Origin of the sequence: Flavobacterium sp. RHBU_3 (assembly GCF_046613565.1) — a bacterium.
Taxonomy (GTDB): domain Bacteria; phylum Bacteroidota; class Bacteroidia; order Flavobacteriales; family Flavobacteriaceae; genus Flavobacterium.
Map to the genome: position 1 here is coordinate 100,320 of NZ_JBKJHC010000006.1, position 23,181 is coordinate 123,500.

The 23,181-nt window shown below is 44.3% G+C and carries 29 protein-coding genes and 1 pseudogene; 5 read left to right on the top strand and 25 right to left on the bottom strand.

What is annotated here, in order from left to right; all coding sequences use genetic code 11:
- Positions 1–12: 12 nt before the first annotated feature.
- Genes ACLI1A_RS10110 through ACLI1A_RS10135 form a run of 6 tightly spaced genes read right to left on the bottom strand, consistent with a single transcriptional unit; the run spans position 13 to position 4,214 of the window.
- A complete protein-coding gene (locus ACLI1A_RS10110) occupies positions 13–360 on the bottom strand; it encodes a hypothetical protein (RefSeq protein WP_411408535.1) in 348 nt (115 codons plus the stop codon).
- The gene (locus tag ACLI1A_RS10115; protein ID WP_411408536.1) at positions 350–1,249 is read right to left on the bottom strand and encodes a hypothetical protein; all 900 of its coding nucleotides are present in this window, start codon (positions 1,247–1,249) and stop codon (positions 350–352) included. Before ACLI1A_RS10115 ends, ACLI1A_RS10110 begins: the two co-directional genes overlap by 11 nt.
- Positions 1,237–1,611 (bottom strand): hypothetical protein, encoded by a 375-nt coding sequence (locus ACLI1A_RS10120; RefSeq protein WP_411408537.1) that lies wholly within the window; start codon positions 1,609–1,611, stop codon positions 1,237–1,239. Before ACLI1A_RS10120 ends, ACLI1A_RS10115 begins: the two co-directional genes overlap by 13 nt.
- Position 1,612: 1 nt before the next feature.
- Entirely contained in the window at positions 1,613–2,572 is a 960-nt protein-coding gene (locus ACLI1A_RS10125) for a DUF6712 family protein (protein WP_411408538.1), read from the bottom strand.
- Positions 2,569–3,930, bottom strand: a complete 1,362-nt coding sequence (locus tag ACLI1A_RS10130; protein ID WP_411408539.1) for a hypothetical protein — start codon at positions 3,928–3,930, stop codon at positions 2,569–2,571. The genes ACLI1A_RS10125 and ACLI1A_RS10130 overlap by 4 nt, the downstream gene beginning before the upstream one ends.
- The gene (locus ACLI1A_RS10135) at positions 3,927–4,214 is read right to left on the bottom strand and encodes a hypothetical protein (protein WP_411408540.1); all 288 of its coding nucleotides are present in this window, start codon (positions 4,212–4,214) and stop codon (positions 3,927–3,929) included. Before ACLI1A_RS10135 ends, ACLI1A_RS10130 begins: the two co-directional genes overlap by 4 nt.
- Before the next feature lie 452 nt (positions 4,215–4,666).
- Between ACLI1A_RS10135 and ACLI1A_RS10140 the strand changes: the two genes are divergently transcribed.
- From ACLI1A_RS10140 to ACLI1A_RS10160, 5 genes are all read left to right on the top strand, one after another.
- Complete coding sequence (locus ACLI1A_RS10140) at positions 4,667–5,089, top strand: hypothetical protein (protein WP_411408541.1); 423 nt, start codon at positions 4,667–4,669, stop codon at positions 5,087–5,089.
- An 82-nt stretch (positions 5,090–5,171) separates the two neighbouring features.
- Complete coding sequence (locus ACLI1A_RS10145; RefSeq protein ID WP_411408542.1) at positions 5,172–5,393, top strand: hypothetical protein; 222 nt, start codon at positions 5,172–5,174, stop codon at positions 5,391–5,393.
- A gap of 31 nt (positions 5,394–5,424) precedes the next feature.
- On the top strand, positions 5,425–5,565 hold the full coding sequence (locus ACLI1A_RS10150) for a SymE family type I addiction module toxin (RefSeq protein ID WP_411408543.1): 141 nt from the start codon (positions 5,425–5,427) through the stop codon (positions 5,563–5,565).
- Positions 5,555–5,944: an ArdC-like ssDNA-binding domain-containing protein gene (locus tag ACLI1A_RS10155; protein WP_411408544.1), complete on the top strand. Its 390-nt coding sequence runs from the start codon at positions 5,555–5,557 to the stop codon at positions 5,942–5,944. The genes ACLI1A_RS10150 and ACLI1A_RS10155 overlap by 11 nt, the downstream gene beginning before the upstream one ends.
- Positions 5,931–6,581, top strand: coding sequence for an N-6 DNA methylase (locus tag ACLI1A_RS10160; RefSeq protein WP_411408545.1), 651 nt, complete (start codon positions 5,931–5,933; stop codon positions 6,579–6,581). The genes ACLI1A_RS10155 and ACLI1A_RS10160 overlap by 14 nt, the downstream gene beginning before the upstream one ends.
- A gap of 66 nt (positions 6,582–6,647) precedes the next feature.
- Here the strand turns inward: ACLI1A_RS10160 and ACLI1A_RS10165 are convergent, their stop codons facing one another.
- From ACLI1A_RS10165 to ACLI1A_RS10255, 19 genes and pseudogenes are all read right to left on the bottom strand, one after another.
- Positions 6,648–8,363 carry a hypothetical protein gene (locus ACLI1A_RS10165; protein ID WP_411408546.1) on the bottom strand — a complete coding sequence of 572 codons (1,716 nt, stop codon included), beginning with the start codon at positions 8,361–8,363 and terminating at the stop codon, positions 6,648–6,650.
- Positions 8,329–8,985 carry a hypothetical protein gene (locus ACLI1A_RS10170; RefSeq protein WP_411408547.1) on the bottom strand — a complete coding sequence of 219 codons (657 nt, stop codon included), beginning with the start codon at positions 8,983–8,985 and terminating at the stop codon, positions 8,329–8,331. Before ACLI1A_RS10170 ends, ACLI1A_RS10165 begins: the two co-directional genes overlap by 35 nt.
- Positions 8,969–9,322 carry a hypothetical protein gene (locus tag ACLI1A_RS10175; RefSeq protein ID WP_411408548.1) on the bottom strand — a complete coding sequence of 118 codons (354 nt, stop codon included), beginning with the start codon at positions 9,320–9,322 and terminating at the stop codon, positions 8,969–8,971. Before ACLI1A_RS10175 ends, ACLI1A_RS10170 begins: the two co-directional genes overlap by 17 nt.
- Before the next feature lie 135 nt (positions 9,323–9,457).
- Positions 9,458–10,057 carry a hypothetical protein gene (locus tag ACLI1A_RS10180; protein ID WP_411408549.1) on the bottom strand — a complete coding sequence of 200 codons (600 nt, stop codon included), beginning with the start codon at positions 10,055–10,057 and terminating at the stop codon, positions 9,458–9,460.
- Positions 10,047–11,261: a hypothetical protein gene (locus ACLI1A_RS10185; protein WP_411408550.1), complete on the bottom strand. Its 1,215-nt coding sequence runs from the start codon at positions 11,259–11,261 to the stop codon at positions 10,047–10,049. Before ACLI1A_RS10185 ends, ACLI1A_RS10180 begins: the two co-directional genes overlap by 11 nt.
- Before the next feature lie 111 nt (positions 11,262–11,372).
- Positions 11,373–12,224 carry a hypothetical protein gene (locus ACLI1A_RS10190; protein ID WP_411408551.1) on the bottom strand — a complete coding sequence of 284 codons (852 nt, stop codon included), beginning with the start codon at positions 12,222–12,224 and terminating at the stop codon, positions 11,373–11,375.
- Positions 12,225–12,230: 6 nt separating this feature from the next.
- Positions 12,231–12,521, bottom strand: a pseudogene (locus tag ACLI1A_RS10195) (putative Ig domain-containing protein); the annotation flags it as partial.
- Between the two features lie 72 nt (positions 12,522–12,593).
- A complete protein-coding gene (locus ACLI1A_RS10200; RefSeq protein ID WP_411408552.1) occupies positions 12,594–13,418 on the bottom strand; it encodes a hypothetical protein in 825 nt (274 codons plus the stop codon).
- Between the two features lie 13 nt (positions 13,419–13,431).
- Positions 13,432–15,612, bottom strand: coding sequence for a hypothetical protein (locus ACLI1A_RS10205; RefSeq protein ID WP_411408553.1), 2,181 nt, complete (start codon positions 15,610–15,612; stop codon positions 13,432–13,434).
- A 52-nt stretch (positions 15,613–15,664) separates the two neighbouring features.
- Complete coding sequence (locus tag ACLI1A_RS10210) at positions 15,665–16,546, bottom strand: S49 family peptidase (protein ID WP_411408554.1); 882 nt, start codon at positions 16,544–16,546, stop codon at positions 15,665–15,667.
- A gap of 18 nt (positions 16,547–16,564) precedes the next feature.
- Complete coding sequence (locus tag ACLI1A_RS10215) at positions 16,565–17,161, bottom strand: hypothetical protein (RefSeq protein ID WP_411408555.1); 597 nt, start codon at positions 17,159–17,161, stop codon at positions 16,565–16,567.
- Complete coding sequence (locus tag ACLI1A_RS10220) at positions 17,118–17,510, bottom strand: YcbK family protein (protein WP_411408556.1); 393 nt, start codon at positions 17,508–17,510, stop codon at positions 17,118–17,120. Before ACLI1A_RS10220 ends, ACLI1A_RS10215 begins: the two co-directional genes overlap by 44 nt.
- A 3-nt stretch (positions 17,511–17,513) precedes the next feature.
- Positions 17,514–17,948 carry a phage holin family protein gene (locus ACLI1A_RS10225; protein WP_411408557.1) on the bottom strand — a complete coding sequence of 145 codons (435 nt, stop codon included), beginning with the start codon at positions 17,946–17,948 and terminating at the stop codon, positions 17,514–17,516.
- 121 nt (positions 17,949–18,069) lie between these two features.
- Positions 18,070–18,591 (bottom strand): hypothetical protein, encoded by a 522-nt coding sequence (locus tag ACLI1A_RS10230; protein ID WP_411408558.1) that lies wholly within the window; start codon positions 18,589–18,591, stop codon positions 18,070–18,072.
- Positions 18,592–18,597: 6 nt separating this feature from the next.
- Positions 18,598–18,789 (bottom strand): hypothetical protein, encoded by a 192-nt coding sequence (locus tag ACLI1A_RS10235; protein ID WP_411408559.1) that lies wholly within the window; start codon positions 18,787–18,789, stop codon positions 18,598–18,600.
- A gap of 3 nt (positions 18,790–18,792) precedes the next feature.
- Complete coding sequence (locus tag ACLI1A_RS10240) at positions 18,793–20,103, bottom strand: hypothetical protein (protein WP_411408560.1); 1,311 nt, start codon at positions 20,101–20,103, stop codon at positions 18,793–18,795.
- A complete protein-coding gene (locus ACLI1A_RS10245; protein WP_411408561.1) occupies positions 20,103–22,238 on the bottom strand; it encodes a hypothetical protein in 2,136 nt (711 codons plus the stop codon). The genes ACLI1A_RS10240 and ACLI1A_RS10245 overlap by 1 nt, the downstream gene beginning before the upstream one ends.
- Positions 22,239–22,244: 6 nt before the next feature.
- Positions 22,245–22,748, bottom strand: coding sequence for a hypothetical protein (locus ACLI1A_RS10250; RefSeq protein WP_411408562.1), 504 nt, complete (start codon positions 22,746–22,748; stop codon positions 22,245–22,247).
- Between the two features lie 139 nt (positions 22,749–22,887).
- The gene (locus ACLI1A_RS10255) at positions 22,888–23,172 is read right to left on the bottom strand and encodes a hypothetical protein (protein ID WP_411408563.1); all 285 of its coding nucleotides are present in this window, start codon (positions 23,170–23,172) and stop codon (positions 22,888–22,890) included.
- Positions 23,173–23,181: the final 9 nt, after the last annotated feature.

The following is a 23,181-nucleotide window of genomic DNA, read 5'->3' on the forward strand; positions in this document are numbered from 1 at the left end:
ATAATGGCTTTTTCATCTTATAGATTGATATTGGATAAATGCTTCTTCTAACTCCTTTCTTTTTTGTTCGCTCAGGCTGTCCAGCACACCGGGAATATACTGCCTGAATTTAAGCCATTCATAACCTGCATAAAATTCGCTTACACTTATCCCTATATCGTATTTTGGAAAATGGTCAAATATTGCTTCAACCGCCCCACCTGTTTCTCCAACTTTTACAAAATGTGCTTCGCGCATTGCCTCGGGCGTTATCTTCTGTAAACCCCTCAGTATCTGGCTCATTGCTTTCTTTACGTCGGGCTGAATGCTTTCGTTATTCCCATCCAGAGGCCAGGGCAATATAACTGGTTTACTTTTCATTCTTCTTCTCATTTAGTTTACGGTCCATGTCCTGCTTCTTAAGGTCGTACAGGCGCATCAGTACGTCCCACAGGCTAAGTTTACGGGCATTTTCTATATCGGCGGCATCGGCCAGGCTGGTAAGTACTGAATCCATACCGCGTCCGGGTACAGCTTCAGCAAAGTTATCGTCGTCTTTGTATAAAATACTCAAATCAAGCTCACGGCCACCCCACGGTATTACCGACGTACTGATAAACTTTTGGAAAGCACCAAAGGCAATGTATACGCCATACAGGAAGCCAATGGGCGCATATTTAAAGGTTTTTTCCCTGAAGCTTACCGTATGCACATTGTATTTTTTACGTTTATCTCCATCGTAACCGGGCAGGTAACGGCGTAGCCCACAGAAAGGCTTTTTCTGCCGGTACAATATTGCGGCAAGGGTACGCAGCAAATCAATGCTTGGCGTTACGGAAAACTGCGAAAACACCCGCAGCGCATCTACATACTCGCCAAAGGTAAGATTGAAGTTATAATCGGCAGGGCCATAGTACCACCGCCATAGTGGCCGGAACCGCTTTATTGGGTTATGACCAAAGTCCATTACGATTACCTTTTGACCTTCTTCATTTGTGGTAAAAAAAGATTCTACCAACTCTCCCAGCTGATACATATTGCCCCACTTATTTTCCGCCTCGTCATTGAGCAATTCTTTACTCGAAGGCAACAAATCCAGGAAACTGTGTACTGCCTGTACACACAGTGTTTCATAGCTTATTTGTGCCGATTGGTACCGGTACAGCAGCCCACACAACACCATGTACTGTTCGTCTGTACACTCGGCCAGGTTCTCAGGCACGTAACGCAGGCCAAAATCCTTGTTTTCCGGTATCTCTACAGTGTGCATGTTTCAAATTTAAGCTGCTCTGTAAGTATCAGGCCACATTTTTCCATATCATCACCAAACCTGCCATACACTTCCTGGCGGCATGCAGATGGGTTTGGAAGCTTTGCAGGTATAAACCTGCTCCTGGCTCCCACACGAAGGTATTTATTCATGTGGCGGTTTATCTTATCTTTCAGGATCATTTGCTCTACCTCGCGCATTATTTCCTGCTTGCTTTTCTTTATCAGCGCCTTACGCACATGCCCTTCTATAACACGCAGTTTCTTGCGGCGCTTGTACGTCATTGGGTTTTCCACAAACTCGGCTACTTCGGTATAGGCCGCTTTAATCAGCACCTTCAGGGCGCGGTAATATCTTTTCATATTAAAAGCTTAAATAATTGGATCCTGTTTTTATTTCGGGTAATATTTTTATTTCCTGGGGCTGTGCCGGTGGTGGTGCCAGGAACTTCTCTATTCTCAAAAAAACCTCCGCGGCATCGCTCATAAACGCTTGCTCGGCAGCATCTGATTCCAGGTTCTTTGCCGGCTGCTTTATCTTGGTTGTGTCCCTGTCGGATGTATAGGCCTGAAGTATGCCCTCCGGGAAAATAGTAACGCTCAGGCGGCGCATAGCCCAACCGAGGCTATAGTACACACAGGCTTCCTGAATCAGCTCCAGTAATTCTTTTTCATTTTCGGTAAGATCTTGCCCGGCCTTTAATTTGTCCTTCAGGGCATCAAAAACAAGCGGGGTAAGCCTTGACCGTATCTCGCGCTGCTCACATTGCCTGATGCCCGGCATAAGCTTCATAAGTACGTACCGGCTTTCTATGGCGAAGTATTGCGTAAACTGGTCAGTATTAGTAATAAACAGCTTGTTTAGCGCCTTATAAGCTTCCTGTTCTTTCCATTCCTCTACGGTTTCCAGATAGGCCAGCATATCATCAAGGGCACGGTAATAACCGCGTTCCATGGCTTCATTGTCGGCATCCACCATCCACTGCCACGGGCTTTTCTCATTATCATCCTGCCTCATGCGGCGGCCATTGGTGGTATGTGCTATGTCATTTTTAGGAGCATAGAGGGCATATGCGCGTATAAGTATCGGGAAACGGCAGTTGTATACCAGTTCTTCCGCATCTTCGTCATTAGCATCAACGTCATTATACACTGCAAGTATAATATCATACATTGGCTGGCCAATAAGGCGTATCATTTCGTTTGTTGCCGTCCTGATATCCGGCCTAAGCTTAGCATACGTAATATCCGCATCTATCCAGGGCAGCAGCTCCTTTATTTCTTCAGACGGGTCTAATCCGTCCCTATCAAACATTAGTTTCATGACGGTTGAGAGTTTTTCATTCGGTCTTCAGGGTTTACATTTTGCTCTTTTTCGGGCTGCAGGTGGAAGAATCCAAGCTTCAGTTTGGTCTTAAAGTTGGCCATCAATGCATAATTGACAGGCTTGCACACTATCATTTCCGGGATTGAAATACCTGTGGCCATGTAGTTCTTTAATGCATACAGCTGCTCGCTACCGCTACCGGTAACATTCTTATCACTTACATTGCCCAGGGCGCCATGTACGTTTGCAGCAGCGCTCACTGCACGGTCGGCACGGTCGGCAATGGAAATTTGTGAATCGATAAAGTCTTTTACCTTTTGGTCTATTACTTTAATCTCCCAACCTTGCTCCAATAGGTTCATGTTATCGACGATGAGTTCTTTAACCGTATGCCAAAACTTACCGGTATTTTCTTCCCCGGAGAACACTTCAGATATTTGCTTTAATACTTCCGATTCATAGGCCTTCAGCATCTTCTTTTCGTACGTTACCTGGGCTTGTATACAGTTCTCTTGTATTTCCTTCTCCTTCCTGTTCCAGAACTCGGCAGGAGATACAAGATGGTATTTAAGATTGATACTGTGTTTGCTCAGTGATTTAAGTATGTAAGGTATGGCTGTGCTGCGGCGTATCCACTCCATAGTTCCGTACAGTGCCGGTATGGTATAGTAATCACTGCAAAAAGAGTACAGGTTACTGTACATTATGGCATTAGGATAAGCAAAAGGTTTCCTAAAATCGAATATATTATAAGCCTTATAATCGAAGCTCTGAGGCCCTGCAAATGACCAATCGCTTAACACCACATGAGTAGCTTTCCCCTCCTTAGCAGTACGCAGGCGTGCCAGGCGCGCCTTATCATGCTGCTCATGGTGTAGCGCATATATGAAGTTATTATTAAGCAGGCTGCCTGCATTAAGCTCATACCGGGTATAGAAGCCCTGCATGGCCTGGTAATCATTATTTCCCTTAAGGAGATAGCTCTCACAGTCCCAACTCTTAAGCCAGTCTTCTATCTCATCATCTTCCTGCCATTCCCTTACTACTTGGTTACCTACTATCTTTTCCTGATACAGCTTAGGACCTGTGCCCCACAACAATCCTGCGGCTTTGTTCAATATGCCCGGCGCAAGGGAGTTGTTAAACACCACCTTTTTTATTTGGTCAGGCATATCATTCCTATCCCCATACGGGAAGATATGGAAGTCGCCTATGTAGTCTGTTTGGCTTGTCCAGTTCAGGCTATCCTTGTGTTCCTTAGCATGGAACTCCCTGGGTGTCTCAGCTACCTCGTAACTGTACACCATATTACCTGCCTGGTGCACGCTCCAGTTACCGCCTTGCTCTACTATCATGGCTGTACATTTAATCCATTAAACTTAAGCAGTAGCCCCAGGTGGAAGAACCTCGGCTTTACCTCAAGCCCGTGGTCGGTATAGGCTATGAGCGTACTGGCTTTATCACTTTGGTCATTGCGCAGTCCCTGACGTAGTTGTGCCTTATGCACTATCTTATGTCCTGCGCTTGTATGCTTGGTGGAATTGTAACTCCAGTACTCAAATGAAAAGGGAATGCCCTTATCGGTTAGTTCCCTCATGGCTTCTATTGCAGCCAGTGGTGTTATTGTCTGTATTACCATGCAATTGCGTATTTATTGCAATATTATTACTTGCAATTGCAATGTATTGTAACATGCAAAACCCCAGTAAATACAGGGGTTTACAGCAATATCGGTGGTGTTTTCACCCCCTCCGAGGGGTGCCCACCCCCTCATATTTCACCCCCCGCGTACCCCTATGCAACGACAAAAACGATACTTAGCGGACTGCTATATTTTTAATTACAATCGCTTTACAGCGTGTATTTTTAGGGTTTGTTTGCTGTTTTACAGCGTTTTAATATTTTGACAACTTAAAAAATAAGGGGATTTTCTACCGAAAAAAGTATTGTTTCAGCCTGTTTAGAATGAGTATTAACAACGAAAAAAAACACGCATTTATGTATTTTTTACACCAATATACTTGCGTAAAAGTAAGGTTTTCACTATCTTTATAGTGTTGAAAATAAGTAATTTAATTAAATCTAAACGCCATGACACAGTCAAAAAATGCCACACAGAAAAACGCTTCACAAACTGCAATTGCAAAAAACACAGTACCCGCAATTACTGAAAAAGCTACCCCCGAAACGGTAAAACCTGCCGAAGTCGTACAAACCACAGAAACGCCTGTAAAGGTTCTACCAACTACCGCAGCCGAGAGGATAAAAGCCTCTCAACAATTCAATATCATTTCTGATAAATATGAACGCTTAGTTGAAAAGAGGGACAATCTTAAAAAGTTCATTCTTAGCAATGATGGGACAAAGGAGAAAATTACCCTAAGTAATGCTGCAGGGCAGCTTTTTGAAGTTAGTAACACCCACACAATTGCAAGAGTATTAACTGTAATTAATGACGATTTGGATGTTGTGGTGGCTACCGCAGAAAAGCAAATTTTAGAATTTGCAATTTAAAAAAAACAACTAATTGCATTAAAATTAAAACGCCCCAAAGGTGGAAGCTTGGGGCGTTAAATCAACTAACAGATTAAATCGGATGAAAAAATCTATCGAGGGCAAAGCTACGGCTTTTAAGCCTAGTGAGCAAGTATTATCTATACTTCACGACAAAGGACTATCTAAAATTTTCAATTATACAGATTACGAGTACTTTAAGAAGCAATGCAAAGGCGCTTTTAACCTTGCACAGGCTATTGCCGAAATGTTTATAGAGTACAACTGCGACACTCAAAGCGATTTTTCGGAGTATGTTTTTTAAAAAACGAACTCTAAAAATTTCTTCTGTCTTTGTGCGCAGCACTTGGAAAAGAAGCGTAAAGCCAAAATTAACCTTACAGGGCGACTGGATGGAAGCCGCAGGCTTTACCATAGGCAATAAAGTATCTATTACCGTAACCAACAATAAACTGATAATTGAAAATGACAACTGAAACAGCCACACAAAACAATACTAAACCCGTTAACGAAAACAGGGAAAGACTACGTAAACTATCAGAGGAAGCCAGGGAATTACAGGAAATTGATTTCCCCGAGCTATCAATAAATGAAATCCTCATTAACGTTTTTTATGCTAACGAAGCACACAAGGAATTTAACACCTTTGGAGAGTGGAAAAAGCAAGGCATGAGCATAAAAAAGGGTGAAAAGGGCTTTTTAATTTGGGGTAAAAAGCGAGAATTAAAACCCGAAGAAAAGGCGAAGGACGAGCAAGCAGAAAACGAGGACAAAACAGAGTTTTTCCCTATATGCTACCTTTTTAGCAATGCACAAGTAGAACCTACAGCACGCAAAAAAGATGCTAAAAACTAAGGACGTACCGCAGGAACTTAGACCCCTTAACAAGGCTTTCGGGGAATTTGGATATAAATACGACGATGCGCAACTGTTTGACGACCTACTAACGATAATTATTTGCTGTTATGGCTGGGGAACTAATGAGGATTTATATTTTGAAACTATTAAAAGGTATGAGAAAGCCGATTTAAATATTTTTGCTAAAATGTTAGGTGAGTTAATAATGATTTACGACCGCAACAATAAAAATGGCTCTTGGTGTGACCCTTTGGGCAATTTTTACGAGGTTTTGGCCTCAAGGAGCAAAAAATCGCGTTTAGGGCAGTTCTTTACCCCTGAGCCATTGTGCGACCTTATGGCGCAGCTTGTAATGGGCGAAGGATGGGGCAGCACGATTAACGAACCGTGCAGCGGCAGCGGCAGAATAGTATTAGCAGCGAACCACAAAGCAAACGGCAATTACTACGTATGCCAAGACCTTGACCCAATTTGTGTAAAAATGACCGCTATAAACTTATGCTTTCATAAAATACGGGGCGAGGTGCATTGTATGGACGTGTTACACATGGAAAAACCCCGATTTTCGTACGCTATAAACCACCAACTATGGAAAAATGACGTACCACACATTATACAAATAAAGCCCTCTTAAACGGGCTTTATTTGCTTTTTAAAAATTTTCTCGCGCTGCGCGCTCGGCATGGCGGTGTTTTCCGGATTAACCCACAGATGGAGATAAACCTGTCCAGGAACCGCGCTCCCTTGTACGGTTTACCCACTCCGGGCGGAAAACGAGGTATTTAAACGCATCGGAAAAGTTAGTTGAATGCATTGGCCGCTTGGCCATCGGTAGCTTTTCCGAAGATTTATCCTTGTGAATTTTCTTTACCCCATCCTTATCTACCTTCACAAGCATTTTTGTAAGCTCCAGGCTACTCTTCAGGTGCTTGCACTGGAATTTGTCTATCCTTACTTTCGGCAGGCCTTGCACTGTTTCACCTAGCAGCTCCTTTGCAAACTTGTATTCTTCTTCCTGAAGAATGTTACCCTGGCCAACACTCATAAGGTTTACCCTCCAGCCGGTAGGCTTGCCATTCTTATCGAACATAATTGCTTTGGCCAACTCGGATGCCCAGTCGCGTTTTATCTGGCTGTAGGCATTACCGGCGCGGTCGTAATACAGGTCGAGCACTTTAAACTTATGCCCGGCATAGAATTCCAGGAACTGATCTGCAAGCTCGCGCGTGCTCTGGGGCGGTAGCGTATGGAAATCTTTGAGGATGTGCAGGTAATTTCCGTTCGTTTGTCCAGTGACCAGGCTGAGCATATCACCAAAATCCACTCCAGCTTCAAGCTTTTTATCGTGCTTTATATAGCGCAGCGCCTGGCTGCTCTCTTTTATGCTCGCTGCTTCTAAAAGGCTGTATTTATTGATGTAGTACTCATTATTTACACCATCGTCATAGAAATGGTGGTCGCTCAGGTTTGCGTAGAATTTTTCGCCTTGCTTAATATTTATAGGTAGGGAAAGGATAGCCGTTTTAAATTCCTCCGGACCTAAACTCGACAGCTGGGTGAAAAACCACTCATCGCCCAACAAATCTACGTTTGTGAGCGTTGAAATCACATAAAAAAGTGTTGTTGTTTTCCTTAATGAATACCAGCGGTGCATCCATTGTAAAAGAAGTTTTTGCAGGCGCCTGGCTTCAGCTTTATCACCAAGCTGTACGGCGGCCATAAACTCTATTTTTATATCGTTCACTATAAATCCGGCCTCAAGACAAAGCTTTACCTGGTCAAGATCCATTTCTGCCTGCAGGTTATAGATCCAATCGTCGTCCCCGGAAAGGATATTAGGCATATCGGTCATGAACGTACGGCCGAGATAATACGGAGAATGCCCAAAAAGTTCACGAGCTCCCCTGATTGCCGGAGATATACGCTTTGCTTTTTCGAATTTTATTACCCTGACCTCGTCCGCATAGTAGTGTTGGTATGAGTTACCGGCAAGGCTACTCGGTTGGTCAGCACTACCAATCTGGATAAATGTTCCATTGTATATAGAAAGTGTGTGCTTATAGGACATAGGAGGCTTATAGGGCTTATCAAAGTGTGCCGGTGGCCGGATATCTGCAACAAAATGCTTGCCTTCGTGCCATCCTTCTTTATACCATCCCTCGTTAACAAGCGTAGGTATAAGTATTCTCATGGCATTTACGTAAGTATCAGCCAAAAAAACCTGGTAGCTACCAGGCATGGAACGTATCACGTCCATAGACCGGCGTGCCATTAATATCGTTGTCTTAGTGGTACCGCGGCCACCAATAACGGCAAGACTGTTCGGTGCAATAAGATCTATCATCGCCTGTACCTTGGTAGCGTAGCGCAAGTCTACACTTTCATCGTCTGTCTTTACGGCCGTCTTCCTGCTCATCTAAAAATGCTTTAAATTGGTCAACTCCCAACTCACGATATAACATTGATTTTGCTTTCTCTGTAAGTCCCGGTATTTGCCCGTCAATAAGTCCTTTTACCCTGTTCCTGTTCGGCAGCTCCATACCCAAATCTTCCGGTTTAGTAGTGTAAACTTTGAATGGATTATAGATTTCAGGCTTTTCATCCGGATCCGGAACATCCAGGCCACGCATAAGGAAGTTTTCGTGAATCATTTTCATAACTTTGGCCAGGTCAGATACGTCTTTTGCCATAACCATAGCCGTATTTATTATCCTATCAGCTTTATCAGCATACATGTTCCTGTATGCCTCTTTTGACAGGTGTACATTTGCGTAGAAATATTCCAGCGCTTCGTTATACATTTCCCTGGCTTTAAGCACACTTAAACCTTCGTATTTTACCAAATGGTTTATAATAAGTTCTGGGTTTCCGAACTTATCTACGCTGATATGCATGCCCCGAATTTTATCCAGGAGTGACAGGTACCGGTTGTATTCATCCGGGAGGCTCTCAGGACCTTTGGCAATGCAAAGCTTCAGCATTTCGAGGTTAATGCTGTCCAGGTTAACATCTGTTGCTTTTTTATTCAGTTTCTTCATCCGGGATCTCAAAGCCTCCAAAGAGTATTTGTTTCTTTACATTCTCTATCCTGATGCGCTCGGCTTCCTTCAGGAATACCTGGGCTGCGGTAATGTTTCCTGCCTGAGCATTCTCTAACTGCTTCTGGTTAATAATAAATTCTGATTCCAGCGCACCTTTATCGTACCGGTAGCGCACCTGGCTATCTTTATCATACCACTCATGCATAAATGCCTGCTTGTTAATCCCCAGGAACAATGCTATACGCTCAGGGCTATAATTTGTGGCCGCAAGCTGCTGTATGGTTTCATACTGTTCTTCATCGAGCACTAATGGCTCATATTTTAACCTGCCCATAGATTAGTATTGTTAGGGCCATTCCGTATGCCAGCCACACTAAATAGCTCCTCCATTTTTTAAAATCGGCCTGTTGTGCTATGAGCAGCGCTATTAACGCCATAAGAACCGGGACCAGGAGAATGTAAACTGGATTCATAGGAATGGTTTTGATTTTATTTCGGTAAACAACTTCATCCGGAAGTCGTAAGCACCTTTGTCATTAGAAAACACATACTGCTCGTATTGAGCATTATCAGCCCAGTTACCTGAACCTTCAATTACATAATAGTTATCGTGTGTTTGCAGCAGGCTTACTTTAGCATGTACCCACGCAAGTTGCACGTGGACATTAGGGCGGGATTTTGCCATTGAAGCCAGGTTATCCATTGTAACCGGGTTTCGGGCTATCATACCATCGTTTACCAATAGGGTAATTTGTTCGATAGCGCCGCAATCGTGCAATTCCATTAATGCCTCGATTACTTTTCGACTTAAACTGTAAGTAGAAGCATGCAATTGTTTTATAGGCATACACTTACATAACATTGTTATGAATGTGAATGCATTGAAAGAACCATCAGATTGCAGGTAAAATATTTCTCCCTGGGTGGGAATTCGTACCAGATCGCGCTGAAGCTTCTCTATCTTCTGATAATGCTGCGCCAGGTACTTAGATATATAAACACCATGCCCCTCAGGCTCTTTAACCTTTGGGGCGGTGTGCTTATTGATATCGAAAAACCTATTTACCATTTATGCCCAGCTTCGCTTTTGCAAGTTCAACTTTAGCAAGGCGCTCATCCAGTTCTTCCTGAAGCTGCTCTTTCTTATCGTCAGATTTGGCCGCTTTGATGGAAGACTTTTTGCGACTGATGTATGGAGCACTGTTTTTAATAAAATTGTGCGCTTCCTCATTCGTCATGGCTTCTACCTCGCGTTTCATGGCCAGTTCCCTGAAGAATGGCAATCCACCCAATATTTCGCCTTTTTCCTGGTAGTAATCCAGTTCTTTGTCGATAGCCTGGTTAAACTCAAAATCAGCCGTAGCCTGAGCGGCCAGTGCTTTACTCTCCTGTTCTGTCAGTTCCAGTTTACCTTCAGAATGCTGCTGCAGTTTCCCGTGTGCCTCAGCATAGCGGTGCCAGGCGGCGATTTTCTTGCCTACAAGTACCAGGAACTCATCCGGGCAATCAGGAGCATTAAGGAACGGGTATTTTGTACGGATACTGAACTCTTCGCCTACAGCTGCTGCTTCTTTAGCCGCAGGGGTTTCTTTTGTTGCTGTAGGCTGAATATCAGATGCACCTTCGGGTTGGGTTGTGGGTTGGTCTGCCGTTGGGGTATTGTTATTTTCGGTTTCCTGCTCTGTGGGTTTACCTGTACTGGCCAAGTGATCCAGTTCTGTTTTTATTTCCTCAGGAATGACCGCTGCCGCAATATCGTTTTCAAGCAGCTTGCAAAGGATCTCAAACTCTTCTTCTCCAAAATTAACTTCCTCGTTTCCTACCAGGGTATTAATATTTTCCTTCATATCGGAAATGGAAGTACTTATCCTGTTTATAAACTCTTGAAGTTCCGGGCTATAATATTCGTTAGTTAGCAGGTTGATTCCATATTCTTTCCCAATTTTTATTGCGAGGAATATATCACCGTTACCGCTTTCCCTTATGGCAGCGGCCAATTTTTCAATTAAAGAAGGTTCCACCAGTTCTACTACCGGTGCAGCAGCTTCAATCTTATACTGCACAATTTCTTTTTCGGCTACGCCATACGCTTTCTTAATCTCATACAGCAGTGTGGCCAGATGGTCGCGCTTATAGCCCTGTAGGTTAAATACGCGCTCTGTATTGGTGTTTTTACTCTTTGAGCGGCCGTATATCTGCCTGCCCTCGTTAAATTGCTCTATAGGCGATTCAGGCAGGTTTGCCAGCCATTTAATTACTTCAATTTTATCCATGGTTTTAAAAATTTGATTAATCACCCCAAAGATGGCTACCTGCGCAAAAAAACTTTGTAACATGAAAAAGCCCCGAGAACCGGGGCTTTTTATATGGGTTGGTGGGTAATGTTAAGAAACTAGTGTTATTGGTTGGCTTGCCCAATCATTTTGATCCATTCTTTCATAAACTACTGGACCTCCAGTCATACTTATACAATATACGCGTGTGCCGGGAGGGAAAGACAAATAATAGTAGGTACTATTCAACATTGCTTTGGTAAGTGGCTCTGTCGTTGCTCCGTCAATTATTGCGGTATTAAAGTTTCCCATACCATCAGCAGGAATACCATTTATCGCATACTGGCCTCCATTCACATACTCGACCTGCCATACACCAGAACCAAGATGCATTAATCTATAAGTTTTGTTATAGGCTAAGGTTACACTGCTGTTGAAAGCGTTAGTAGCACCGACTGATAATTTTGCTGTATTATCGTAACTCCTCAGCAATGTGTTTACACTTGTCCTAACGTAAAGCGTGTGACCTATGTTTGTAGTAGCAGGGTCTGGTACGCGCACACTTCCACTGTCGCTCGTTAAATTATTGATGTCATATATCAATTCAGGATAAGGAGCTGTAGTTGTAGGAGCAATCATGTTAGCATACAGGGGCTGCTCAGGTAAATTTTGTAAGGCTTCATCTATTGCAGCAACAACAAAGGCTGTATTAGCAACACTCTCATCATTGTCGCCTGAGGGTGCTGTAGGCACTTTCGCATCGCCAGTAAAAACGGGCGAGTCAATATCAGCCTTGGTACTTACATCATCCGCAACTTCCTCAAGCTTTGCCTTAGTCAAACTAGACAAATCAGTAATGGAATCGCCTACGTCAGCTTTTGATATGCTGTTAGCACCGGTTTTATCGGTAATACGTTGTTGAACGTCGCTGTTCAAATCATTAAATTCGGTAAAATCTGCCATGGCTTATTAAGGTTGGGTAAATGAAATATCAAACTCTCCTTCAAAAGGACCCGACGGTGTTATAGTAAACAACACATCAATTGTATCTGTACCATATCCGTTAACGGCGGCAAATGTTACAGTTGTACCCATTGGTTCGCCCGTATATGTACCGCTTATAAGCCCTGTACTTTCGTCAAGTTCCAGGCCTTCAGGTAGAGCACCAAATGTTATATTAAATGATGTGGCGCTGTTTATAGCCGTAAGCTGGAACGTAAATTCCTGGCTTACGGCAAAGGAAACAGCATCATCATTTGTGAATACCGGGGGATAGCCCGCAGGTTCCTCCGGTTCCTCAGTACCAGGGTTGCTTGGGACTACCCCGGTAAGTCAACCTCGGGATACTTCAATTAGGTATGTTGTGGTACCGGCATCAAACACCTGCAGGTGAATCACTGCGCCGGCTTGTGCTTCCCAGGTGTTTCCGTCTACGAGTAGTACCGTAGCCGCACCCGCCACACCAGATGTAAGCGTTGCCGGATCTGAGCCGCCTGAACCGATGAAGGTAACAATTTGCCCGGCTGTTAGCGTAACAGCAGATGGCGCAATGGCTGCAGTTTCATCCAGCGCCGGAACTACGTACTGGTTACCGTTGTCTGCATTAATGTCAAACGTGGTGTTAGGAGCATCATAAGGCTCTTTAAACAAGAATGAACCGTAATAATGGCCCGGAAGATAATCGGTAGGGACATACTGCTCAAACGTAACCGTTTTTTTACGTCCGTCCTTGTTATCCTGGCTCGCTATCTTCATACGAAGCGGTGCGCATTTAGTACCGAATACTTTATAGAAATCGTCTTTGCAACTGCCAAAGATTACGATTAGATCCTGTCCCTGGAATGCTGCAAGGGCTTCGTTCAGCTCAAGGCTGTCACCAGGCAGGTCTAATACTACTTTGTGTGCATTGGTCTCAGCATCTTCAGAACCACCGGCTTCAGTAGAAGCATCAAAGTTGCCTTTGGTGTGGTAGAAACTGTACATACGGGCACCGTCTATGAGTACAAAGCTGCCTAGCATTTTTATTAATTTGGCATCCCTTGGAGGGAATACCCTTATGTCCGGTAACACTATGATGGTTACATTCGGCTCCTTAGGAGCAGCCGCCCCCGCAGGGCCGGCTGGTTTTACAAAATTCATGCCTGGAAATGGTCCCATTTTATTTTAGGTATTAGGCGTTAGACAATTTGGTTTTAACCCAGATACCATCCACGTAGGTAAGTTGGATCCAGTGGGTATCCGCGGTAAGGGTAACAGCAGATGAAAGGCCGGTAAGCTCACCTGCAATATTTTGGATGGTAAGCGTAACACCGGTATTACCGTAGATTTTAATGTTTTTAGAATCTACACCACCGCTTACAGAGCCTAACGTAGCGTTTGCCACACCTGTATACCTGAAGTAGTTACCTTCTGTGGCATCTATTGCAGTACCTGTAAACTCAACTTCGTTAGCCTGGGTTGCTGAAACATCTGTACGGCTGATTTCTGTACACGAATAATCATCGTTTACAATCAGTGTAAGTGTCTTGTTGCTGTTAATGGCAAAGTCTGCTGTAAGGTCAAATTTGGCATTATCCTTTACGGCCTTAGAGGCTGCCGCATCAGGGTTACCGGTTATCCTTAGTACCATGCCCGGCTCCAGGTTCTCTTTAGATATACTGGTAATATCTGAAGTGAAGTTTGGCGCTATTTTAATGTTGTTGTAGTTCAGCCTAATAACACCGCTCTTATCGTCGTACAGTGTAGAAGAAACCGATTTATCAAAAATAGGCTGGTCGTTACTCCAAAGCATTTGCTTCTGGAAATCGGCCGGTTCACCTTCAGCAGCTTCCATACCTACATATACAAATTGTATACCCTGCCTGTAATCAGCGAAAATGTGCGTATTACGTTTCTCATGGCCAATCGTCATGCGGCTCTTTTCAGAGATGTCGTAATCCAGCACGCGGATATTCTTAGAATAAGTAATGCCAATGAACAATGTTTTGGTCATGTCCTTAAGCGGCTGGAACTTGAAGTTAGAATAATCTATAGGGTGATTCAGCGTATACTCGGCTTTACCAAGGTCTGTATCGTACTTAAGAGCGTACAGGTCACCGGCTTTTTTACGATACCATTGAAGCACTTCCTGGCTAAGCTGTATTTCAAGTCCCTGCTGTGTACGGTGTTCTACCGGTATTTGCTCTATCATGGCATTTACATAGTCCACGATATTTTCTTTGGTAGGCTTATCCATATCAGGCAGCACGAATGAGCGGTATTTTTTAGCCGAATCTCTATAGTACCACCAGTAGTAGCGAAGACCGTTTTGGCTTTCAAGGTTAGCACCGGCAGCTTCCTGGTTAGGATCGGCAGCGTAAATACCGTTAATCTGAGCCACACGGTCGTCCAGGCGCTGGCGCTTGGCAATTTCGCTCATTAGATAGCCAATGAATGACATTTTCCACGGTTGAGAACCGTCCATGTTTTTCAGCTGGGCTATCCAGGTAGTTTCTAGTTGTTGCAGTTCGTAGCCGTCAAATTCAATGTCAATCTGTTTGCGGAACACACGGCCTTCTTCAACAGCGAATTTGAACTTGTTTTTTGGGAACCAGCCTTTCTTACGGCCTTGTACGATTTCACCAACCGCTATACTTCCTGAAGCAACACGATCAATGATTCCGCTTTGGCGGTCCCAGTCGGTCGGCAGGTCTTCAAAATCGTCAAACCACGATTTTATTACATCCGGGTTTTTACGGATGAAGTGCTCAAGGTCGCCATTAAGCGTAGGGATTTCGCTGTTGTTCAGGAAATCGGTCGCTTTCATACCACCCTCTTTTACCCTTGCGTTCCATGGGCGCTGGTCAAATGCCTGCCATGGGTCGGCTATACCGTACAGGTGGGTAGCAGAGTGCTGTTTTCCTCCATTTGCAGCTTGGTCTATTACCGATGCCGGTATATTACCAATACCTGCTGCCGAAAGTACCGCAATTTGTTGTTTAAGCGCCGCCAGTTCCGTCTTATGCGCATTATCCAGTGCTTTAATTTGTGCGCTCAGGGCTTTAGCAGTATCACGGTCGTCTGTAGTTTCAAGTTCTTCCGCTTTAGCTTGTTTTTCTTTCAGCAGGGCGGCAATTTGGTCGCTAACAGCTTTAATATCATCATTCTTATCATAGAATGCTTTGATTTCGCCGTTAATTGTTTCCTGCATGCTGGCGAACAGGTCGTCGCCAAAATAGGCCTTGAGTTTCGCTTCAGCCTCCTGAGTAAGGTCGAGCTGGTGCGTTTCTGCATTAATAGGAACTTCTTTTTCTGAGCCCCAACCGACAACTGCCGCCAACGCGGTAATGATACCCATTGTCCTGGCAAACATCTGATTTTGTTTCTTGTTTGGATCTACCATTTTAATAGAATTAGTTAGTGAATTATTTCTTTTTTAGTTTTTTCATTTCGTCCAGTACCCGGACGCGGGCAATTGCGGCTTCAAGGTTGCCAATACTATCCACCAGTCCGTATTCAATGGCCTGAGGTGCATAAAACACTTTGCCGGTAAGTACACCAGGCGCATCTGCTTTTAGATTTGGCCTGTTAGAGGTTACTATTTCCTGAAGCTTCAGCGCCATTGGCGACAGCATTTCTTTTTTTATGAGGTCGAACTTGCCCTCAAGAGCCAGGCGCACCGGGAGGTTTTTATCCTCGCTTTCGTCCGGGTAAATTTCAAGGAAGGTAAAGCCCTGGCTTTCCAGGAACTTTTTGTCGTCTTTAGCAGAGAAAACCACACCGTGACTTCCGATAGTGGCACTCAGGTCATTTTCGGCCATAATATGGTCTACCCAGGGGTACATGGAGAAAGCATGCGCAGAACACGCCGTTTCATACAGGCCTACGTAACTCTTTTTTCGTACCTTTCCGAACTGGACAAATGGAGATATGGAACCTACCGCACCGCCGGGGCCGTCAAAATAACCTACAGCGCCTATGAAGTTGGGGTTTGCTTCGATGTTGTAAAGCGTTCTTACATAATCTTCAGCGCCATACACACACATATCGCCATAGCGTACCAGGATGCCCATAATATTGATTACCGCTACAGAACCGGGCGGCACTTCCTGCATACCGGAATCATTAGGCGGTACCACACGGTTTTGCTTATCGAAAACCGTAACCATGGATTGTTTTTCTCCCTCCAGCCTAAATTCTTCCCTTGCAAACAACTGGTTTACTATGGATGCCCAAAAAGGCAGCACTGCGGGGTTTATAGCCCAGTAGCCTTTGGATATTTCGTGTATTACGGAATTTACTCTCATAGGGCAAAATTGTATGTGTTAGCTAAAAATCTTTGTAACATGGCTTATCCAGTTGTATTTTTTATTTAACCGCCAGGCTGCAACCAGGGCAATAAGTACCAGGACCAGCCAGAACCACCACGGGAAAGCCCATGTTTTTACAGTTTTGTCCAGAATCCTGTTATCAGTTTCGCCAGCAAAATCTTTTTTACCGGAAGCTTTGCCTTCAGCAGCGCCGGAACCGGCGGCATTAGCCTGTACGGTTTCCTGTCTGGTACCGGAACCGGATTTAAGGTTAACCTTTCCCTTGCCCTTTATTGTAGTAGAGCTTTGAGGTTTACCATCCGAACCGTACTGTGTAATGTTGATACTGTCACCGGGATTGCACCCCTCGTATTCGATATTCAGTTCCTGATATTGCGCCTGGCTTGCAGATGTAAGCGCAGCGGCATAATTAAACTGGTTTTTAAAAGAAAAGGAGGTGTCTATTGTTGCATTGAAACGACTTTTGGTTTCTACACTATGCACCTCCTTTTTACGGCTTGCGCAACTGATAGCCAACAGCGCAAACAGGATGGTTAGTTTTTTCATGTTACTTTCGGTAATTCCATCGGGCTCGGGTACCCCTGATGTCATAATGGGTAAATGTGTTGTACCTGCCTACGCCGCCTTGTTTCATTTTACCGGCAGCAATAAGCGCTTCTATAGCCGAAGCAACAGCTTCAGGGGTTTCGCCCGGAACCACAATATCAGCAGCCTTACCCAAAAGGTGTTGGCTGGTTTTGGCGTGTCCCGGTTGCAGTTCGTTATAGGCAATAGTACGGTAGCCCGAGTTAATGGTGATTGGTTTACCGAAGTGCGCGCGGAGTACTTCAAGGTTAGCAGCCAATTCTTTTACGTTTTCAAGGGCGATACCCTTCGGCGCTGTCCTGGCTGCATCATGGCATACAAATTCGTCCAGGCTAAAATGTTCTGTCAGTTTCATGGATTAGTTTGTTAAGTCGTTTATCTCATTTTTAATTTCTTTACCTCTGGAAAAGAGTGCTTTCAGTATTGCCCATAGGTTTAGCCCATACGCCGCTTCGAAATTTTCTTTAATGGAAGTGAGTTCAATAATGAAAAGGATGGCAGATATTACCTTCGTAAAAAGGAAATCGATGCTGAACCACAGTTTGAAAAATTCATCGAGGAGGAATTTATCCATTACAAACATGGTCAGCACAGCCGTGTTGTACAATAAAATTTTGCCTATAACATCGGAAAGGCGGCGGCTGCGGATGGACATCCACCCGTTAAGCTTAACAGATTTATACACGCCGGTAATGGTATCGAAGGCTACAGCCACACCTACGGCCAGGAGAATACCCTTAATAGGGAAGAAAAAGGCGCATAATGTGGCAAGGATGGAGGTGATTAGTTTCATGACGGATATTTTCTGCCAAACTTACCCTACTATAAAAAAAGACTTTGTAACATGAAAAAAGCCCTGACTGTTCAGGGCTTATAATTTGCAACACGGTTTGCCGGTGGCAGGGTAAACCGTTTTAAACGAGGTTTTTTTTTTCACGTGCGTACAGCTGGCGCATGCTCTCCGGGGTAAGGCCTACTTCAAGCAGGTCGTACTTATCAATAAATTCGTCTATTCCCCTGGTAATATCGCCAAATTTCGGCTTCTTAACCTTTACCATATATCCGTCCATAAAGGAAATAAAGCCCATACGAAAAATGTCTTCGAACAATTCATTCAAGGCTTTATTTACGTCTTCAGGAAGCGCTATAAAATCGCGTGGAGAAGTTTCATAGCGGTAATAGTTGCCGGAATATTTTTCGCCATCGGTCGCATTTTCGTCAATAGACAAAAAAATATTATAGTAACCATTGGCCACTTCAATTCCCGGAACGCTCACTTGTAGCATGAACAGCTGGAACCATTTTCCTATAGAAGATCCTGTCGCTACTTTTACCGACTTAATGTTCTTGCCATTGTACACCCCTTGCTGCCCGTCGAATTCCTTGAAGAAATACGGCACCAGGTGTGGCCTTATATTGATTGGTACTACTGACAAAGGTTTTCATTTTTGTTGTTCAAATATCTCGAGTAAAGAAAAATCGGTAACCCCGCAAGTGGTAAGCATGTCTTTTATAATCTGGGTATCATCGTGTATGATGATGCCTTTCCCTTCGGGCATTAATACCCTTGTCCCCTCAATGTACTCTGTGGCGGCAATTATATTGCCTGGCTCAAAAATCACAATCTTCTTCATTCGCTATGTAATTAAAACGGTCGCGCCGTATTGGTTTCGTAAAATGTATATTTTTTCTCCGGTATTAGCAGGGCTCCCGTTACTACTTCCCAACACAAAGCCTGTAGGCGCTTGTATAGTACCATTCACAGCCGTAGTTCCGGTTGATACAGTTAAGTTAAACGTCATGCCTCTATATGGCACTGTGCCGTTATTAGCACCCGTTAAAGGTGCATTACGTGTTACCAGGTTGTATAGTATATCCACAATAGCCGTACAAACGCTTTGTGTACTTTGGCCGCAGTTAGCATAGCTGATACTTCTAAGCTTGGTGAACGTATCAAAATATGACGGGTAGTTGCCAAGTGAATACACGGTTGTACTCGACTGCCAATCCAACGTTACCAGGCTATCTTTAAGCGCTGATATGTTGCCATATGCTGTAAGCGCTGTGGAGCCTGACATAATAAGCTGTGTAAGCAGTGTCAGGCTGTTTACCTGTGCCGGGATGCTGGTATATGCATTACCTGCACTTATCTGCAATAGGCGTAAAGCAGGTAGGTTCGTTGAAGTCCAGTTAGATGGTAAGCCGAGGGTATCGGTAAGCCCCATGCTGGTCAATCTCAGGTTAACGAGATAGTTCTTTATGGGGTAATTGGCTATCTCATGGAGATTAGTGCCGTTTATGGTAGTGTTAGACGAATAGCCAGGAGAACCTATCCATAAGTTTTCTGCCGGTATATTAAACACGCTTACAGGGGCATGGTTGTACCATTCCGAGGCACTGGCAAAGCACGTCAGGTCTAAAACCTTCAGGAACGGGCAGGAGTTAGCTGTAAGGCCGTCAAGGTTAAGGGTGGTAACAAATGACATTGCGCTCAGGTAGAACTCCTGTAACGCTGGATGTGCAGCCCAAATAAAGTTAAACGGCTGTACTGAAAAACCAATATTAGCGCTTTGATAATAGCGGATAAGATTCGACCTGTTGTAGCTTATTTTTACGGTACGCTCAATACTCAGACCATCTGCATAATTATGCACAGGGTGCTGTGCCTGAAGGTCTGTATAATACAGGTTTGCCGATATAATGAATACATTGGCAACACTAGCATACGTAAAGGTGTTAAACGTAGTTACCGTACCGTCGCCGTAGTCTATCGTTATTGTGTCGGGGACAGAAAACCTGAAATTCATTGCGTTGACTGCATAAGGCAATGAAGAATTATTCGAGGTAGTAAACGGAAACTTGCTACCCACACCTTTTAAGACAAGGGGCTGGGCACCGATGAATATTTTACCCCTATCGGGAATTATTTTAGAGTTGTAAGTATCCATTATCCTAAAGGCTGGCGGCGTACTGTGTTGTTGCTTTCCGCCTCATATTTGTAGTTACCACTGAAAAAATATTGCCCTTCATAAAAGGTCTTGCTGTTTAGTGGTGTAATTACCGCGGTGTAGTTGTTACCACTGTTGTAAGTCGCACCTGTCGCTGGAGTAATAATATCATTATCCTGTGTACGGCGGTCTACTGCAAGCACTTCGTTTGGCGTACTCATTTGTCCGGTGCTGTCAACCTGTACCATCCGGGAACCTGTACCGGCAAAGGCGGTGGATTTCCAAAATGTCGTTAAGTTTTTCCAGTCGACTAATGATTTTATGGTAGGCAGCTTTGCAACATCGGTAGGGCTGCCGGCATAATCAGCCGCAACAGCCTTATTGCTTATCTGTGCCTGCAACTTACCAATTGCCGAAAGTATTGAATCGGTAGCGCTTACAACAGCCACAGTTGCAACAGATAGCCCCGTAAGCGCAATAGCCCGCACCCGGTCGCCAAATACAGTGCTAAGGCTCCAGTTGTACAGCCTTAATGTATCTATGAATTTACCGGCAGTAGGGGTACTTGTGGCCTGTGTTTCGGCATCTGTGGCCTGTGTACCGGTAAGCTTAGCGTTTACGGTTGTGGTAAGCGCTGCAAGGGCATCGTTTAATACTTTTCCCTGCATGGCATCAAGCACCTTACCTGCTACTGCCTGGTTAAGGTTGTTTACAATATCACTCGTGTTTACCTTACCTGCTATTAACGTAATGATGTTTACACCTTCAGGATAAGTGGAAAACACCTCTAATAGTTCCGACACTGTATTAACAATGTTGTCGGCATCGGGCGCTGAATCGCCTATTATCGCCGTAATGGCGTTAAGCTTCTGCTGTATCTTGTAAAATGTGTTGTAATCAGAACCCGCGCCGTCTATAAGCTGCGTGGCCATGTCTACAACATCGGTAAGCATGGCAAAAGTGTCATCGGCTTCTTTGGCGGGAATGGTATAGGTAACGCCGTCCAGCAATTGCAGTGCCCAGGCTATTACACCCCAGTTACCGCCTTCTACCTGGTTTGAAATGCTGTTTGAACCAATTACCATTTTTGATATTTGGTCACCAGCACCATTCAATGATTCTACCACAAAGGGGTAATTGCTGTACCCATGACCGGGACCGTCAGTCACCTGTTTTAATGTGGGTACCGTATATGCCGGCGTTTCACCCGATGGCCCCGAAGCAAACATACTTTCGGTAAAGGCGGGGTTGCCGCTGCCACCGTACACGCCCGGAGTACCCACAAAACGCCAGGTATAGGTTACACCTGCTAAAATGTATACCACATAATAAACATTGGCAGTATTACTGAAATCGCGAGCTGCGCTGTTAAGCGGGGTTATCCAGTCTTCGCTTGTAAGCTCTCCCAGGTTTACCGTAACGGTATTCGGGTCTGAAATTATATCCTGTACGCTTTCAGCCTTTGTACCCATTAGCTCAAGCATGGAATCTGTCATTTCAGCACCACCATGCCCCCAGGAACCGGCAGCGCCTTTCCAGAGGTAATTGTAAATGTTTACCGTACCGTCTATGCTTTCGCGCACACGCAGGTATACCGGTGCACGAAGCCCATCTATGCTAACAGGTAATTCGGCACCAAACGTGGCCCAACCGGTGTTAAGGTTGAATTTTTTTATAATGTTTGTTGCAGCGCTTTGCCCTTCAGCCAGGCGGAAAACCTTAATATCGGCTTGCAAATCGGAATACACCAAGATAAAATCGTCAGCTGTGGCCAGTGTGGCGGTAGCGCCGTAGGTTCCGGCAGCGCCAATAAACTGGTAGATTACCTTGCGCGTGCCGATGGTTCCTTTAAACAGTACCATACCCAAAGCCTGCGATTGCAACACTATAGGCTCCAGCTGGGTATTCAGCCAGGCGTGTACCGAACCACCATTAACAGCGGTAAAATCTATTATCTGCCAGCCGTTGTATTCCGGAACACCATTTTGCAGCAACGAAGCCAGGCTATTTTTAAGCAGGTTCAGGAATGCTGCATCAGCATAATGTTCTTTGCCAAAAGCCTGGAAAAGCGCCAGTCTTTCGGCGCTGTCTACCTTATCGGGTTCTGCAAGTAAAAGTTCTAAGAACGTACTCATCGTATTTTAATCGTCGGTTATTAAGTCAATCGGAATCAGGTCTGGAAGCCCGGAGGCATTAGGATTTGGCGTATAGCCCAGGGGGAGGATGGATTCGGTCTCGAAAACGGCCTGCGCAAGGTGCTGCGTGGCTTTAGTGGTAACGGTTGGCCGGGCGTTCTGATAGTAATCATTTCGCCCCATTATTAAAATCTTGCCATTGCTGAGCGTGATTTTTATGAAGCGTACTTTTTGGATCTGTACCAGGCGCGTGGCACGGGCGCTGTCTGAAGTAGGAAACTGGATGGTTAGTTTTTGCTTATAACTTATGCCGGCATTGCTTATACCGCTTTCCTCGCCAAAGTCTACCGAAGCCTTACCGAAGTGTGCAGGCATGAAGTTGCCACTTTCAATAAAGTTGTTTACAAACGGCTGGTAGCCTTCCAGTACGGAGGGTATTACAGAGGCGGAATACGCCAACTCAATGCCACAGATAGTGGCAAATGTAGTAACACGTGAGTAGAGAGACATAGTAAGGGATAAGCCTGGCTAAGTTACAAAAATTACATATATGCAATTTAAATCAACATATAATAACACTAAAGCGTGTGTTTTTATTGTACCAGGCAAAAAAAAGCCTTCAATGTGAAGGCTTTTTAAAACTATTATGCTAATAATAAAATTGAATATAGTAAGGCTCGTCGTCCTTTATTCCAGCATCGTCAAAAATACTATCCAGAAGTATTCTTTTCTCACCTTCAGTATTAGACTCACTATAATGATTTAGAAAATCTAATAATTCTTGCTTGTTCTCCATTAAGAACCATTTTCCTTCATCTGTTTTTTCATGGGCTACCCGAAATGTTCCCATGACGTTTAATTTCCCCGAACCTACATTTTTCTTAGGGAAACCTGATAATTCAGTAATTATTTCTTTAAATTTCTCTCTATCCATAATGATTGG